12 protein-coding genes and 3 pseudogenes are annotated in these 15,465 nt (G+C 67.2%); 5 read left to right on the forward strand and 10 right to left on the reverse strand.

Annotated features, from left to right (window positions below; translation table 11 throughout):
- Nucleotides 1–50: 50 nt before the first annotated feature.
- From ACFJI0_RS22020 to sucC, 8 genes and pseudogenes are all read right to left on the reverse strand, one after another.
- Nucleotides 51–539: a prepilin-type N-terminal cleavage/methylation domain-containing protein gene (locus tag ACFJI0_RS22020; protein WP_382322315.1), complete on the reverse strand. Its 489-nt coding sequence runs from the start codon at nucleotides 537–539 to the stop codon at nucleotides 51–53.
- Between the two features lie 187 nt (nucleotides 540–726).
- Nucleotides 727–1,531: pseudogene (locus tag ACFJI0_RS22025) on the reverse strand (3',5'-cyclic-nucleotide phosphodiesterase).
- Nucleotides 1,532–1,718: 187 nt separating this feature from the next.
- Nucleotides 1,719–2,348 (reverse strand): FHA domain-containing protein, encoded by a 630-nt coding sequence (locus ACFJI0_RS22030; protein WP_382152925.1) that lies wholly within the window; start codon nucleotides 2,346–2,348, stop codon nucleotides 1,719–1,721.
- 50 nt (nucleotides 2,349–2,398) lie between these two features.
- On the reverse strand, nucleotides 2,399–3,184 hold the full coding sequence (locus ACFJI0_RS22035) for a Stp1/IreP family PP2C-type Ser/Thr phosphatase (protein ID WP_382322316.1): 786 nt from the start codon (nucleotides 3,182–3,184) through the stop codon (nucleotides 2,399–2,401).
- 10 nt (nucleotides 3,185–3,194) lie between these two features.
- On the reverse strand, nucleotides 3,195–3,512 hold the full coding sequence (locus ACFJI0_RS22040; protein ID WP_382322317.1) for a hypothetical protein: 318 nt from the start codon (nucleotides 3,510–3,512) through the stop codon (nucleotides 3,195–3,197).
- Nucleotides 3,472–5,889, reverse strand: a complete 2,418-nt coding sequence (locus tag ACFJI0_RS22045) for a CHASE2 domain-containing serine/threonine-protein kinase (protein WP_382322318.1) — start codon at nucleotides 5,887–5,889, stop codon at nucleotides 3,472–3,474. Before ACFJI0_RS22045 ends, ACFJI0_RS22040 begins: the two co-directional genes overlap by 41 nt.
- Nucleotides 5,890–6,115: 226 nt before the next feature.
- Nucleotides 6,116–7,008 (reverse strand): annotated as a pseudogene (sucD, locus tag ACFJI0_RS22050) (succinate--CoA ligase subunit alpha).
- A gap of 15 nt (nucleotides 7,009–7,023) precedes the next feature.
- Nucleotides 7,024–8,184 carry an ADP-forming succinate--CoA ligase subunit beta gene (sucC, locus tag ACFJI0_RS22055; protein WP_382322319.1) on the reverse strand — a complete coding sequence of 387 codons (1,161 nt, stop codon included), beginning with the start codon at nucleotides 8,182–8,184 and terminating at the stop codon, nucleotides 7,024–7,026.
- Between the two features lie 171 nt (nucleotides 8,185–8,355).
- Here sucC and argC point away from each other — a divergent pair.
- Both argC and ACFJI0_RS22065 read left to right on the forward strand, forming a co-directional pair.
- Nucleotides 8,356–9,268 (forward strand): annotated as a pseudogene (gene argC / locus ACFJI0_RS22060) (N-acetyl-gamma-glutamyl-phosphate reductase).
- Between the two features lie 101 nt (nucleotides 9,269–9,369).
- Nucleotides 9,370–10,929 carry an MFS transporter gene (locus tag ACFJI0_RS22065; RefSeq protein ID WP_382322320.1) on the forward strand — a complete coding sequence of 520 codons (1,560 nt, stop codon included), beginning with the start codon at nucleotides 9,370–9,372 and terminating at the stop codon, nucleotides 10,927–10,929.
- A gap of 9 nt (nucleotides 10,930–10,938) precedes the next feature.
- Here ACFJI0_RS22065 and recX read toward each other — a convergent pair whose 3' ends face one another.
- Both recX and recA read right to left on the reverse strand, forming a co-directional pair.
- Nucleotides 10,939–11,400 (reverse strand): recombination regulator RecX, encoded by a 462-nt coding sequence (gene recX / locus ACFJI0_RS22070; protein ID WP_382152914.1) that lies wholly within the window; start codon nucleotides 11,398–11,400, stop codon nucleotides 10,939–10,941.
- A 17-nt stretch (nucleotides 11,401–11,417) separates the two neighbouring features.
- Nucleotides 11,418–12,539 carry a recombinase RecA gene (gene recA, locus ACFJI0_RS22075; protein ID WP_382322321.1) on the reverse strand — a complete coding sequence of 374 codons (1,122 nt, stop codon included), beginning with the start codon at nucleotides 12,537–12,539 and terminating at the stop codon, nucleotides 11,418–11,420.
- A gap of 134 nt (nucleotides 12,540–12,673) precedes the next feature.
- Here recA and ACFJI0_RS22080 point away from each other — a divergent pair, with 134 nt between their 5' ends.
- From ACFJI0_RS22080 to ACFJI0_RS22090, 3 genes are all read left to right on the forward strand, one after another.
- Complete coding sequence (locus tag ACFJI0_RS22080) at nucleotides 12,674–13,192, forward strand: MarR family transcriptional regulator (protein WP_382322322.1); 519 nt, start codon at nucleotides 12,674–12,676, stop codon at nucleotides 13,190–13,192.
- A 99-nt stretch (nucleotides 13,193–13,291) separates the two neighbouring features.
- Complete coding sequence (locus tag ACFJI0_RS22085) at nucleotides 13,292–13,966, forward strand: response regulator (RefSeq protein ID WP_382152905.1); 675 nt, start codon at nucleotides 13,292–13,294, stop codon at nucleotides 13,964–13,966.
- A 115-nt stretch (nucleotides 13,967–14,081) separates the two neighbouring features.
- Nucleotides 14,082–15,461 carry a sensor histidine kinase N-terminal domain-containing protein gene (locus ACFJI0_RS22090; protein ID WP_382163823.1) on the forward strand — a complete coding sequence of 460 codons (1,380 nt, stop codon included), beginning with the start codon at nucleotides 14,082–14,084 and terminating at the stop codon, nucleotides 15,459–15,461.
- Nucleotides 15,462–15,465 lie beyond the last annotated feature (4 nt).

Below are 15,465 nucleotides of genomic sequence, written 5' to 3' on the forward strand. Positions count from 1 at the left end.
TCAAGAAAAAGGGCCGCAAAGCGGCCCTTCATGCTGAAAATGCGCTTGGCTTAGCCGCGGCAGGAGCCGGGCAGGAAGCGAGGATTCATGCCATTGGTGCCCGTGGGGCCGCAAACCCAGCGGGTGATGACCGCACCCGCATGCGTAGCGCCATCCAAAGCCACGGTGTCAGACACAAACGGCGCCAGCTGGATTTGGTTGTTGGTGCCGATGCCACCACCGATGTTCGCGGCGTTGCCGATGATCGTGATCACGCCGTCTCCATCGGCAGAACCGGATTGCACCATGCGTGTCGGCACGATTGCGCAGGAACCGGAGATGGCCGAGCTGATGTCGGTGCCAGGTGCTGCGGCTTGAACCGTCTCGGTGATGGAAGTGCGGCACGACGATGCGGCCAGCACGACTTCCGACACGCGGGCACGCACCGTGTAGTCCTGATAGGCCGGCAACGCGACGGCAGCCAGAATACCGATGATGGCCACCACGATCATCAATTCGATCAGGGTGAAGCCTTTTTGGACGGCGCGTTTCAATTTCATGGAGAACTCCTTGGGGCAGGGTTGGGGTAAAGACGCATCCTTATCAGCAGACACCGTGCCAGCCCGAAATGCCGCGCTTTTTGAGGTCTTTTTAGCGCTTTACCCTGCATCAGTGACATTTGGTGACCCCTGCATCGACATGCGACCGACAATTTTTGTCACCTCGCCCTCAGGCAACGGCTTTTTGTCACAGTTCGAAGGTCTGCCCCGCGCTGAGCCAGCGGATGTCGTGGCGCGCATCGCCCGTGTGGTTGGGCGCTTCGTCGAAGCGGCGGATCTCTTCCATGATCAGGCCGGTTTCCGCCGGCTTGGTGTGGGTGATGTAGATCGGATAGCGCTGGCGGCCATCGATCTGCTCCAGTTCCTGCGCCAGCAAGCTGGGGGCCAAGTGCAGGCTGCGCTGCGCGAGGGCGTGCTCCCGGTCGCTGAAGGCGGTTTCGATCACCAGCAGGGCCACGGGGAGCTGGTTGACGCGCTGCCAGAAACGCCGGGTTGCGCCCGGTGTCGCCACTGAAGACCCAGTGACCCGAGGCGCTGGCGGCGGCAAAGCCGACCGCCGGCACGGTGTGCACCGCAGGCAAGACCTCGACCGACTTGCCGCCGACATGGAGCACCTCGCCGACCGCAATGGACACGAAGCGCATGAGCGGCGTGTCCACACTGGGAATGGCGGAGAAGTCGGGCCAGATCAGGTTGTTGAAGATGTGCACCTTGAGCGCGGCGATGGTGCCGGGCAGCGCGTGCACCTGTAGCGGCGCAGCGCCACTGGCCAGGCGCCGGGCGGCCACGGCATCGAGCATGAGGGGCAGCGCGGCCACGTGATCCAGGTGCGAATGGGTGAGCAGGACGTGGTCCACCCGCGCCATCTCATCCAGGGTCAGATCGCCCACGCCGGTACCGGCGTCGATCAGGACGTTGTCGTCGAGCAGAAAGGACGTGGTGCGGCAACCATGGGCGATGGCGCCAGAGCACCCCAGTACGCGGACCCTCATTTGGCAGCTTTGGCAGTGGCATGGCCGGGACCGCCGGCACATTGGATGGGGAAACTGGCTGCCTCAACCCGAACAAGCCGGGTTGGCAACCGACTGCCGAAGGCTACCCGTTTGACCAGGCGCCGGAAAGGACTTTTTTGGCATTTCTGCCGATGGCCGCCATGCCCAGGCATGGCTCGGGTTCGTCTCAGTGCTGGACGAACTGCATCTGCGTGCCGGCCAGTTCCAGCAGGTCGCCATGGTGCAGGTTCACGGCGTCGGTCCCGATGGGGCTGCCGTTGATGGTGGGCTTCTGCGTGCCTTCGACCAGGGCCACCACATAACCATGGGGCCGGCGCGTGATGGCCGCCACCGCCACACCGGGTTTGCCAATGGTGGTCACCACCTTGACCAGAGGCACTTCACGGCCGGCCGCGGTGCCGGACATGACCTTGATCGCGGCGTTGCCCAGCGGTGCGCCCTGGGAGTCGCCGGCCTCCACCACGGAGCCGGCGTTGATGACGGTGGTCTTTTCGTAGGTTTCGCTCGCGCCTTCGTGCACGAACTTGATCTTGTACTTGCCGATTTCGACGGCATCGCCGTTCTGCAGCTGCTGCTTCTTGATCGCCTTGCCGTTGACGTAGGTGCCGTTGGTGCTGTTGAGGTCTTCCAGAAACACGTCCATGCCCGACATCTGCATCACGGCATGCTCACCGCTGACCGCGAGGTTGTCGATCACGATGTCGTTGTAAGGACGCCGGCCCAGCGTGGTGCGGTCTTTCGTGAGTTGCACTTCCTTGATGACGACACCGTCGATGGAAACGATCATTTTCGGCATGGCCGACTCCTCTGGAACCTATTGATTGAATTCTGAAATGGCGCTGGCGATTACTTGCCGAGCATCCGCGAGAGCAGGCCTTTGCGGATCGGCTTCGATCGAGCATACGCCAGTATCACCGAAATATTGTCGCGTCCACCGCAGTCGTTGGCCCCGTCCACCAGGGCCTGCGCCTTTTCCTCCAGCGTGCCCGCGGTCACCAGAATGGCGGCAATGCGCTCGTCGCTCATCATGTCGCTGAGCCCGTCGGAACAGAACAGATAGAGGTCTTCGTCCTCGACCCGGTACTCGTTAACCTCGAGCAACACCGTGTCTTCCACCCCCAGGGCGCGGGTGACCAGGTTCTTGTGGGTGGCGTACTGGGCCTGCTCCAGCGAAATGAGCCCGGCGTCGATCTGCTCCTGCAGCAAGGAGTGATCCCGCGTGATCTGCACGAAGCTGCCGGCGCGCAGGCGGTAGCAGCGCGAGTCGCCCACATGGCCGATCATGGCGCGCGCGCCATGGAACACGCCCATGACCAGGGTGGTGCCCATGCCGGCGTATTGCGCGTTGGAATTCGCGGCGTTGAAGATGGACCGGTTGGCGTTGTCGATGCAGATTTCCATGGCGCGCTTGAGTTCGCGCGCGCTGGCCTCATGCCCCCCCTCGGACATCCATCGCCCGAGCTCGGTCCGGATGAAGGTGGTCGCCATCGCGCTCGCGACTTCACCCGCGTTGTACCCGCCCATGCCATCGGCCAGCACCACGATCTGGTTGTCGGGATCGAGGGCCACGGAGTCCTCGTTGTTGTCCCTGACCAGACCCGGATCTGTCAGACAAAAATACTCAAAAATCATATTGTTGGATTTATAAGCGGATATCGAAGCTGACTGTCTCGGGCTCGCGCGACGAAACCGGCACCGGCGTGACAACTGTGGCAAGCACCGCGTTTTCATGGCCGTGCCCATGGGAAGCGGGCACGGTCTGAGGCGCCATGTGAACGTCGGGGGACGTCGACAGGGCGGCGATGGTCTTGCGGAGGTCGGCGGCGATTTCGAGCCCTGTCTGGTACCTTTCCGCAGGCGATTTCGACAGGGTCTTGCTCAGTATATCGGCCAGTTCCGGCGGCAATTCAGGACGTCGTTCACGCACATCGGGCGCGGGCTGGTTGGCGATCTGGTACATGAGCGCGGCCATCGAGTCGCCGCGCAGCGGCAAGCTGCCCGTGAGCAACTGGAACAGCATGACCCCCCAGCGAATAGAGGTCCGAGCGGCCGTCCACGCGCTGGCCGGCCAGCTGCTCGGGCGACATGAAGCTCGGGGTGCCCAGCACCATGCCCGTGCGGGTCTTGCTGGACCCGGTGATGCGCGCGATGCCGAAGTCGGTGACCTTCACCGAATCGGTGGCGGGGTCGTACATCACGTTGGCGGGCTTGATGTCGCGGTGCACCACCTGCTGGCGGTGCGCATGGTCCAGCGCCAGCGCCACGCGCTCGCCGATGGACAGCACGGCCGCGACCGGCAACAGCTGTCCGTCGCGGGTGTGCGCCGCGAGGTCGCGCCCCTGCAGGAACTCCATCGCGATGTAGGCCAGGTCATGCTCTTCGCCCGCATCGAAGATGGTGACGATGTTCGGGTGCTGCAGCCGCCCGGCCGTTTCGGCTTCGCGGAAGAAGCGTTCGCGCACATCGGCCAACTCCGCGCCTTCGAACTCGGCGCTCAGCGCCAGCGTCTTGATGGCCACGGTGCGCCCGATCTTCGGATCCAGGCCCTGGTACACCACGCCCATGGCGCCCTTGCCCAGCTCCTTCTCGATCCGGTATCGGCCCAGCATGGGTTTTTCGACACGCTCATCGCCGAGCACCAGCGTTCCGCCTGGATGCGACGAGCCCGGCCCCAGCACCACCGTGTTCGAAAGATGCCTGGTCCGCTGAAGGCGTGCCACCACATCGGCGTCGGTGCGATCGAGCCGGGTCATGTGCTCGTACACCGCTTCGGCCTTGTTGAGCTGGCGCTTGCGCTCGAAGTCCAGCGCGAGGTGCCGGAGGTTGTCCATCAGCGCGGGACTGAAGGGCACGCGGCGCAGGCGGTCGAACGCCATGTCGAGCTGACCCTGGCCCTGCAGCGCCAGACCCATCATGCGGTTGGTTTCGGCCGACTCCTCGTCCGCCTTGATCTTGCCCGCTTCCGTTGCGAGGAAGCGCCGGGTGGTGAGCGCGAGGTGCCCGATCAGCAGCAGCGCGACCGGGAACACCAGTTGCAGCCAGATCGCGGCCGACGCCAGCAGTTGATATTCGGCCCCCAGCAGGAGCAGGAACAGCCCAGCGGTCACCGCGGCGCCCGCAGCGGCGGACAGGCGCGGCAGCAACGCCACCAGATGCGCCACGACCACCAGCAACACGCCCAACACCGCCAGGCCACCCCAGGCCGGCTGGGCGATGAAATGCCCATTGAGGAGGCTGGAAGTGATGTGCGCGAGAATGGCAGCGGGGGACATCGCCGGCGACACCGGGGTGGTGAAGAGCGTGCCCACGCCCGCGGCGGTCGCGCCGATGATGACCACCTTGTCGGTGTATTTGCTGGCGGGAATGCGCCCGGAGATCACGTCGTAGAAGGAGTCCACCGTGAAGGCGGGCTTGCCGTCGCGATCGGCGTAGAACTGCGGCAGCAGGCGCGCCGCCTCGTCGGTCGGCAGGCGGGTCGGGCCCAGCTGCACGCCCTCGCCCGGCCACAGGCGGATGTCCTCCATGCCCAGGTTCAGGCTGTGCGCCGCGACGCTCAGCGCCATGGACGGCACCGCGTAACCATCGAAGTCCACCAGCAGCGCTTCCCGACGCACCGCGCCGTCGGCATCCTGAATCTGGTTGAGGTGGCCCACCGCCCGGGCGGCCTCCCCCACGGCGGGCAGGGGCTGTTGCGTGCGTTGCGCCGGCAGGCCAAAGCCGCTGTCGTCGGCCAGCGCGCTGCGCTGGGCGAAGGCGGGCAAAGGCGCGTCGGGCCGGCCCAGCGGCTCACCCAGGGTGAACACCGAAGGCACGATCACGTTGCCCGCGCGCGCCATGCTGGCGACCAGCCGGGCGTCGGTATCCAGGCGCTGCTCGGCCTCGCCAATGAATCCCAGCAGGCGCTGGCGCGACACGGCGCCCAGATCGGGCAGCGGTGTGGCGCCGGGTGCCGTGCCGTCGAGCTGGCCGCGCAAGGCCCGCAGCTGGGCCAGGCCCCGGTCGGTCTGCGGTTCGAAGAAGAAGGCGGTGTGAGCGACGGTCTTGGCCTTGGCCGCGCTGAGCTGGTCGATCAGCTCCGCATGCACCTCGCGCGACCAGGGCCACCGCCCGATGTTGGCGATGCTCTGGTCGTCGATCGCGATGATGGCGATGCGCTCACTGGGCTGGCGGCTGCTGGCCGCGCTGGCGACGTCGTAGAAGCGGCGTTCCAGACCGTCAAACAGGTCGGTCGAAGCGTGCAGCGCGAAAACGGCGAGCACCACCCCAAGGCCCAGGAAGGCGTCGGATCGCCAGATCCGGCCTCGGCCTTGCAGGGGTTTCGTCTTGCGGGTGGACACGTCGCGCATTCTCCGGGTGGGTTCGCCTGCAGGTCGCCGCGAACTGCCCAAAGGTCAGAGACAAGCGCACCGTCGGTGCCAGCAAATCGCCGGCATCCTGGATGTTGCATTTTGTTGCAATCAGGTTCGGCCGAGCAAGCGCCTTTGTGGATTCGGCACCTCAATTTCCGTGCGGACATAAAAAAAGGCAACGCAAGCGTTGCCCTTTTCACACCCGCGGGGTGACTCAGAGCTGGGCCTTGAGCAGCTTGCCCAGTTCCGACGGGTTGCGCGTGATGATGAAGCCGGACTCTTCCATGACGGCAAGCTTGGCATCGGCGGTGTCGGCGCCGCCGGAGATCAGCGCGCCCGCGTGGCCCATGCGCTTGCCGGGAGGCGCCGTCACGCCCGCGATGAAGCCCACCACCGGCTTCTTCATGTTGGCCTTGCACCAGCGGGCGGCGTCGGCCTCGTCCGGGCCGCCGATCTCACCGATCATGATCACGGCGTCGGTGTCGGGATCGTCGTTGAAGGCCTTCATCACGTCGATGTGCTTGAGGCCGTTGATGGGGTCGCCACCAATGCCTACGGCGGTCGACTGGCCCAGGCCCACTTCCGTCAGCATGGCCACGGCTTCGTAGGTCAGCGTGCCGGAACGGCTCACCACGCCGATGCGGCCCTTGCGGTGGATGTGGCCGGGCATGATGCCGATCTTGATCTCGTCGGGCGTGATCAGGCCGGGGCAGTTGGGGCCCAGCAGCAGGGTCTTCTTGCCGCCGGCGGCTTCCTTGGCCTTCATCTTGTTGCGCACTTCGAGCATGTCGCGCACCGGGATGCCTTCGGTGATGCAGATGCCATGTCCAGGTCGGCTTCCACGGCCTCCCAGATGGCGGCGGCGGCGCCCGCGGGCGGCACGTAGATCACCGACACGGTGGCGCCGGTCTGCGTCGCGGCTTCCTTGACGGAGGCGTAGATCGGGATGTTGAAGATCGACTCGCCGGCCTTCTTCGGGTTCACGCCGGCCACGAAAGCGTTCTTGCCGTTCGCGTATTCCTGGCACTTCTCGGTGTGGAACTGGCCCGTCTTGCCCGTGATGCCCTGGGTGATGACCTTGGTGTCTTTGTTGATGTAGATGGACATGATGTTTCTCCGGGCTTACTTGACGGCAGCAACGATCTTGGTCGCCGCTTCGGCCATGGTGTCTGCGGCGATGATGGGCAGGCCGGATTCGGCCAGCAGCTTCTTGCCCAGCTCTTCGTTGGTGCCCTTCATGCGCACCACCAGCGGCACGGACAGGTTCACGGCCTTGCAGGCGGTGATCACGCCGGTGGCGATGGTGTCGCACTTCATGATGCCGCCGAAGATGTTGACCAGGATGCCCTTGACGTTGGGGTTCTTGAGCATGATCTTGAAGGCTTCCGTCACCTTCTCGGCGGTGGCGCCACCGCCCACGTCCAGGAAGTTGGCGGGCTCGCCACCGAACAGCTTGATGGTGTCCATGGTGGCGATGGCCAGGCCGGCGCCGTTGACCAGGCAGCCGATGTTGCCGTCCAGGCTGATGTAGGCCAGGTCGAACTTGGAGGCTTCCACTTCGGCCGGGTCTTCTTCGTCCAGGTCGCGGTAGGCCACGATCTCAGGGTGGCGGAACAGCGCGTTCGCGTCGAAGTTGAACTTGGCGTCCAGCGCGATCAGGTTGCCCTTGGAGTCGCAGTTCAGCGGGTTGATTTCCACCAGCGACGCGTCCGTGTCCATGTAGCACTTGTAGATCTTGGAGAAGATGTCCGCGGCCTGGTCGACGGAGGCGCCGGTCAGGCCGATGGCCGCGGCGACCTTCTTGCTCTGCTCGGTGGTGATGCCGGTCAGGGGATCGATCATCTCGGTGATGATCTTTTCGGGCGTGGTGTGCGCCACTTCCTCGATGTCCATGCCGCCCTCGCTCGAAGCGATCAGGGCCACCTTCTGCGTCGCGCGGTCGGTCACCAGCGAGACGTACAGTTCGTTCTTGATGTCGGCGCCGTCTTCGATGTAGAGGCGGCGAACCTTCTGGCCTTCGGGGCCGGTCTGGTGCGTCTTGAGCTGCATGCCCAGGATTTCGCCGGCCAGGCGCTTGACGTCGTCCACCGACTTGGCGACCTTCACGCCACCGCCCTTGCCACGGCCACCGGCGTGGATCTGGGCCTTGACCACCCAGATCGGGCCGCCGAGCTTTTGAGCGGCTTCCACCGCCTCTTGCACCGTAAATGCCGCAATGCCGCGGGGCACGGGCACACCAAACTGGCGCAAGATTTCCTTGCCTTGGTATTCATGGATCTTCATGAGGTGTCTCTCAGGAACAGGTAAAAGAGTGACGGCCGAACCGGGGTGGCCGCTGGGTGGGCACTGAAAACAGCAACCCGGGACTGTATCATGGTGCAACGCACCAAAAGCGCGCATTCGACGCGCGGGTTTGGTAATCCCCCTGAATCCAACTGACAAGGCAGAGCGGCCATGGCCAAGGTTTTCATCGACGGCGAAGCAGGCACCACCGGATTGCAGATTCGCGAGCGCCTGCAAGGCATGCCGCAGATCGAACTCGTGAGCATCGCACCCGAGCGCCGCAAGGACCCGGTCGCCAAGCGCGAGCTGATGGCGCAGGTCGATCTGGTCATCCTCTGCCTGCACGACGACGCGGCGCGCGAATCGGTCGCCATGATCGATGCCCTGCCCGGCCGGCAGCCCAAGGTCATCGACGCCTCCACCGCCCACCGCACCGCACCCGGCTGGGTGTTCGGTTTCCCCGAACTCGCGCCGGGCCAGCGCGACGCGGTGGTCAACGCCCGCCGCGTCGCGCAACCCGGGCTGCTATGCCAGCGGCGCCATTGCCCTGCTGCGCCCGCTGGTCGACGCCGGCCTGCTGCCCGCCGACTACCCGGTCTGCCTGCCCGCCGTCAGCGGCTACTCGGGCGGCGGCCGCACCATGATCGAGGCCTACGAAAAAGGCGAAGCCCCGGCCTATGAGCTGTACGCCCTGGGCCTCAAGCACAAGCACATCCCGGAAATCCTGGCCTACACCGGCCTCACGCGCCGGCCCATCTTCGTGCCATCCGTCGGCAACTTCGCACAGGGCATGTTGGTGCAGTTGCCCCTGCACCTGGACACCCTGCCCGGCCAGCCCACGCTGGCCGACCTGCACGCGGCCTACGCAAAGCACTACGCGGGCAGTGAATGGGTGAGCGTGCAACCGGCGACCGAAGACGGCAAGCTCGACGCCCTGGCCTTGAACGACACCAACCAGCTCGAAATCCGCGTGTTCGGCAACGGCGAGGCGAAGCAGGCGGTGGTGGTCGCCCGGCTGGACAACCTGGGCAAGGGCGCCAGCGGCGCCGCGGTGCAGAACCTGAAGCTGATGCTCGGCCTGTAAGGCTGAGCGGCGGGTTGTCGAAACGCCCGGCCCTGGTTCGTCGTACCCCAGGATGGCGCCGGATCTCGGCGCGGTCCACCGCCGAACCTCGAGGAAACCCCATGCCTGCCACTCCGCCAGCCATCGAGATCGCTCCACCCCGGGCCACGCGCCGCGAATGGGTGGCGCTGGGCGTGATCGCCCTGCCCTGCCTGGTCTATGCCATGGACCTCACGGTGCTCAACCTCGCGCTGCCCGCCATCAGCGCCGACCTGCGGCCTTCGTCCGCGCAACTGCTCTGGATCATCGACATCTACGGCTTCATGGTCGCCGGCCTGCTGATCACCATGGGCACGCTGGGCGACAAGATCGGGCGGCGCCGGCTGCTGATGATCGGGGCGATGGCGTTCGCGGCCGCCTCGGTGGCGGCGGCCCTGTCCACCACCGCGCAGGCCCTCATCGCCACGCGCGCGCTGCTCGGCATCGCCGGCGCCACGCTGGCGCCGTCCACGCTCTCGCTCATCTCCAACATGTTCCGCGACGAGCGCGAGCGCCGCATCGCCATCGGCATCTGGATCTCGAGCTACTCGGTGGGTGGCGCGATCGGCCCGCTGGTGGGTGGCGTGATCCTGCAGTACTTCGCCTGGCCCGCGATCTTCTGGGCCGCGGTGCCGGTGATGTTGCTGCTGTTGGCGGTGGGCCCCTTCCTGCTGCCCGAGTACCGCGACCCCGAGGCGGGCCGGCTCGACCTGGGCAGCGTGGCGCTCTCGCTCACCGCCGTGCTCGGCGGCGTGTTCGCGCTCAAGCAGGCGGCCGAAGGCCATGTGGACGCGCCGACCTGGGTGGCTGCGGCGCTCGGCCTCGCGGCGGGCGTGGCCTTCGTGCGGCGCCAGCGCCGCATCGCCTACCCGCTGCTCGACCTGCGGCTGTTCGGCCAGCCCCGCTTCGCGGCCGCCATCTGCACCTATGCCCTTACCTCGTTCGCGATGTTCGGCGTCTACATCTTCATCTCGCAGCACCTGCAGCTGGTGCTGGGCCTCTCGCCCCTGGTGGCGGGCCTGTGCACCGTGCCCTGGGCCCTGTCGTTCGTGGTCGGTTCGATGCTGACACCGGCCATCGCGCAACGTTGTTCGGCGCCCCGCACCATGGTGACGGGGCTGGCGGTGGCAGCGGTCGGCTTCGCGGGCGTGGCGCTGGTCGATGGCCCCCATGGCCTTGCCGCGCTGGTCGTGGGCATGACGCTCATGGGCATCGGCATGGCGCCGGTGTTCACGCTGGGCAACGACATCGTCATCAGCTCGGCGCCGCCCGAGCGCGCGGGCGCGGCATCGGCCCTGTCGGAGACCAGCGCGGAGCTGTCCGGCGCCCTGGGCATCGCGGTGTTCGGCAGCATGGCCACGGGCCTCTACCGCGCCGGCATGGCGGGCCAGTTGCCGGCGGGCCTGCCCCAGGAGGCCGTGGCCGAAGCCTCGACCCTGGGCGGCGCGCTGCGGGTCGCCGAAAGCCTGCCCGCGCCGCTGGCCGAGGCCCTGGGGCTGGCCGCGCGCACCGCCTTTGTCGATGGGCTGCAGGCCGCCGCGGTGCTGGGCACGGGCATCATGGTGGCCAGCGGCCTGCTGGCCTGGCGCATGCTGCGCCCGCCCCGGGCGCCGGGCGGCGCCTCGGCCACCCAGCCACGCTGACGCGCGCGTTCAGTCCTCGCTGTCGTCGGCCGGAGCGCCCTTCACCACGCGCCGCACCACCTCGGCGCCAAAGCCGCGCGTGAGCAGGAAACGCATCTGCTTGCCGCGCTCGGCGGCGTCGGCCGGCGGTCCGGCGAAGCGCTTGCGCCAGACCTCGCGCGCGCGCGCTTCTTCTGAGCCCTGCAGGCCCGCCACCGCCTCGGCCACCGCCTGCGGGTCCAGCCCCTTGGCCTGCAGTTCCTGGCGCACGCGAGACGCGCCCAGGCGGGCCGAGCGCCGGTGCAGCACCGACTCCAGCACGCGCTGCTCGTTGATGAAGCCTTTGGCCTCCAGCTCGTCCAGCGCTTTCGCCAGCTCGCCGGGCTCGGTTTCGTGCACGCTCAGCTTGCGCTGCAACTCGGCGCGTGAATGTTCGCGCCCGGCGAGCAGGCGCAGCGCACGGCCTTTGAGGGAAATCTGGTCGAAGGCCATGCGCGCAAGGGCGGGGATCAGGCCGCCGGCGTGGCGTCAACGTCCTTGGCCTTGGCCGCCTTCTCGGCCTTTTCGGCCTTGCCGCCCTTGGCGGGCGCCGGCGCTTCGTCCACCGGCAGCAGCGGCACGCCCAGCTCGGTGCGCACCTTGTTCTCGATCTCCACGCGCAGTTCGATGTTCTCGCGCAGGAATTCGCGCGCATTGTCGCGGCCCTGGCCGATCTTCTCGCCGTTGTAGGCGTACCAGGCGCCCGACTTCTCGATCACGCGGTGCACCACGCCCAGATCGAGGATCTCGCCCTCGCGGCTGATGCCTTCGCCGAACAGGATGTCGAACTCGGCCGTCTTGAAGGGTGGCGAGACCTTGTTCTTGACCACCTTGACCTTGGTCTCGTTGCCGATCGCTTCCTCGCCCTTCTTGATCGTGCCGGTGCGGCGGATGTCCAGGCGCACCGAGGCGTAGAACTTCAGCGCGTTGCCGCCGGTGGTGGTTTCGGGGCTGCCGAACATCACACCGATCTTCATGCGGATCTGGTTGATGAAGATGACCATGCAGTTGGTCTTCTTGATGTGCGCCGTGAGTTTGCGCAGCGCCTGGCTCATCAGGCGGGCCTGCAGGCCGGGCAGCGAATCGCCCATTTCGCCTTCGAGTTCGGCCTTGGGCGTGAGCGCGGCCACCGAGTCGACCACGATCAGATCGACCGCGCCGGAACGCACCAGGCTGTCGACGATCTCGAGCGCCTGCTCGCCGGTGTCGGGTTGGGAAATGAGCAGGTCCTGCAGGTTCACACCGAGCTTCTGCGCGTACTGGATGTCCAGCGCGTGCTCGGCATCGACGAAGGCGCACTGGCCGCCGAGCTTCTGCATTTCGGCAATGACCTGCAGGGTCAGCGTGGTCTTGCCCGAGGATTCCGGGCCGTAGATCTCGACCACGCGGCCCTTGGGCAGGCCGCCGACGCCCAGGGCGATGTCCAGGCCCAGCGAGCCGGTGGAGACGACCTGGATGTCCTCGATCACCTCACCCTCGCCCAACCGCATGATGGTGCCCTTGCCGAACTGCTTTTCGATCTGGGCCAGCGCGGCCTGCAAGGCCTTGGCTTTTTCGCTGTTGAGGGGGTTGTTCTTGACGGCTGCGTCCATGAGGGGCTCCTGAGCGGGTGGTAGAGGTTCGCAAAGCCTGTAAATGCGTACAGGCTGGATGCTTGAGCAGGAGTTTACAGGCAGGTTGAATTCGAACAAGGCGTTATTTGGTCAGTTTGCCTTACCATCAGCGAATGCCCGACACCGCCCCTGTTTTGCCCGACGACCGCTGGCGCGGCGGCCACCTGGGGCGCCTGATGGGCCTGGCGCTGCGCCGCTTCGACGAGCGCGTGCTCAGCCTGATGGCGCACGACGCCAACGTGCCGCTGGCGCTCTCGCACCTGGCGGCGCGGGCGCAGGTGGGCGCCGCGCACATCCACATCACGCGCCACCTGGGCCTGCACGGCTCGCGCCTGACCGAGCTGGCGCACCAGGCGGGCATGAGCAAGCAGGCCATGGGCGACCTGGTGACGCAGTGCGAGGCCTGGGGCCTGGTGCGGCGCGAGGCGGACGCGCGCGATGCGCGGGCACGGCGCATCGTGTTCACCGACACCGGCCTGCTGTGGCTGGAGGCGTTCCGCCAGGCCGTGGCCCAGGCCGAGGCGGAATTCCGCGCCCAGGTGGGCGACGCGGTGCGCACCGTGGTGGCGCTCGGCCTGGAGGCCTATGGCTCGGAATCACCCGGCGCGCGCGCGGCCGTGCCACCCCGCTGAACACCGTGCCGCAGGGGCCTGCGCGGCCTAAAATGGTTCGCCCGATGCCGGGCATCCCCGATGAAGCGCTGCCCCGGCAGCCACCCAGGAGACCTTCCCATGCGCATCCTGATTGCCGAAGACGACCACGTGCTGGCGGACGGCCTGCTGCGCAGCCTGCGCGCCGCCGGCGCGGCGGTGGATCACGTTACCAGCGGCACCGAGGCCGACGCCGCCCTGCTGACCAACAACGAGTTCGACCTGCTGATCCTGGACCTGGGCCTGCCCCGGCTGCACGGCCTGGAGGTGCTCAAGCGCCTGCGTTCGCGCGGCTCCACGCTGCCGGTGCTCATCCTCACCGCGGCCGACAGCATCGAGGAGCGCGTCAAGGGCCTGGACTACGGCGCCGACGACTACATGGCCAAGCCGTTCTCGCTGCAGGAACTCGAAGCCCGCGTGCGCGCGCTCACCCGGCGCGGCATGGGCGGCTCCACCAACACCATCCGCCACGGCCCGCTCGAATACGACCAGGCCGGCCGCGTGGCCACCATCGACGGCAAGATGGTCGAGCTCTCGGCGCGTGAACTCGGCCTGCTGGAGGTGCTGCTGCAGCGCGCCGGGCGCCTGGTGAGCAAGGACCAGCTGGTCGAGCGCCTGTGCGAGTGGGGCGAAGAGGTGAGCAACAACGCCATCGAGGTCTACATCCACCGCCTGCGCAAGAAGATCGAGAAGGGCCCGATCCGCATCGCCACCGTGCGCGGTCTGGGCTACTGCCTTGAAAAAATCGCCGGCTGAAACCGAGGCTTTGATCGAGGCCGCACCGCCGCCGGTGGCGGGCCGCCCCATCCCGAAGTCGTTCGGCCTGTTCCAGCGCGAACAGCGCAGTCTGTTCGGCGAGATCCTGGACTGGATGCTCACGCCGCTGCTGCTGCTGTGGCCGCTGTCGCTGGCCCTGACCTGGTTCGTGGCCCAGGGCATCGCGAGCAAACCGTTCGACCGTGCGCTGGAGTTCAACCTGCAGGCGCTCACGCAGTTCGTGGCGAACCAGAACGGGCAGATCAGCTTCAACCTCAACGCGCAGGCGCGCGACCTGCTGCGCGCCGACGACAGCGACCTCGTCTACTACCAGGTGATCGACCCGCGCGGCAAGCTCGTCAGCGGTGAGCTGGACTTTCCCCGCCCGCGCGAGGACGAGACGCCCGAGGCCGGCCGCGTGCTGCTGCGCGACGACGTGGTGCGCGGCGACGAGGTGCGGGTGGCCTACACCTGGCTCGAACGCAACGACGCCCAGCACCTGGTGCTGATGCAGGTGGCCGAGACGCGCGGCAAGCGCTCCACGCTGGCGGCCGAAATCATCAAGGGCGTGATGGTGCCGCAGTTCGTCATCCTGCCGCTGGCCGTGCTGCTGGTGTGGCTGGCGCTGGTGCGTGGCATCCGCCCGCTCAACGAGCTGGAGCAGCGCATCCGCGCGCGCAAGCCCGACGACCTGAGCCCGATCGAGGAGTCGGCCATCCCGCAGGAGGTTGCGCCGCTGGTGTCGTCGATCAACGACCTGCTCACGCGCCTGAAGGCCTCGCTCACCACGCAGCGGCGCTTCCTGGCCGACGCGGCGCACCAGCTCAAGACGCCGCTGGCCGGCCTGCGCATGCAGGCCGAACTGGCCCAGCGCGAGAGCAACGCGGAGGAAATCCACAGCTCGCTCAAGCAGATCGCGCGCTCCAGCTCACGCGCCACGCACACCGTGAACCAGCTGCTCGCGCTGGCGCGCGCCGAGACCACCGGCCGCACCCTGCCCAGCGCGCGCGTGGACCTGGCGCGCCTGGTGCGCGGTGTGGTGCAGGACTCGGTGCCGCGCGCGCTGGAACACGGCATCGACCTGGGCTGCGAAGGCCCCGAGGAGGTGCCGGAAGACTGTCTGATGGACGGCAACCCCATCCTGCTGCAGGAGATGGTGCGCAACCTGGTGGACAACGCGATCAACTACAGCGGGCGCGGCGGCGTGGTCACCGCGCGCGTGCTGATCGACCCGTTCAGCGGCGTGCAGATCCTGCAGGTGGAGGACAACGGCCCGGGCATTCCCGAGAGCGAACGCGAGTTCGTGCTGCAGCCGTTCTACCGCGCGCTGGGCACCAACGTGGACGGCTCGGGCCTGGGCCTGACCATCGTGCAGGAGATCGCGCAGCAGCACGGCGCCACGGTGCTGATCGACAGCGCGCACCCCGAGCGCAACCCGCCCGGTCTGCTGGCCTCGGTGCGCTTCACCCCGAAGACGCCCCGACTGCCGGCCTGAACGT

This window comes from Hydrogenophaga sp. UC242_53, from assembly GCF_042696965.1.
In the GTDB taxonomy this organism is placed as follows: domain Bacteria; phylum Pseudomonadota; class Gammaproteobacteria; order Burkholderiales; family Burkholderiaceae_C; genus Hydrogenophaga.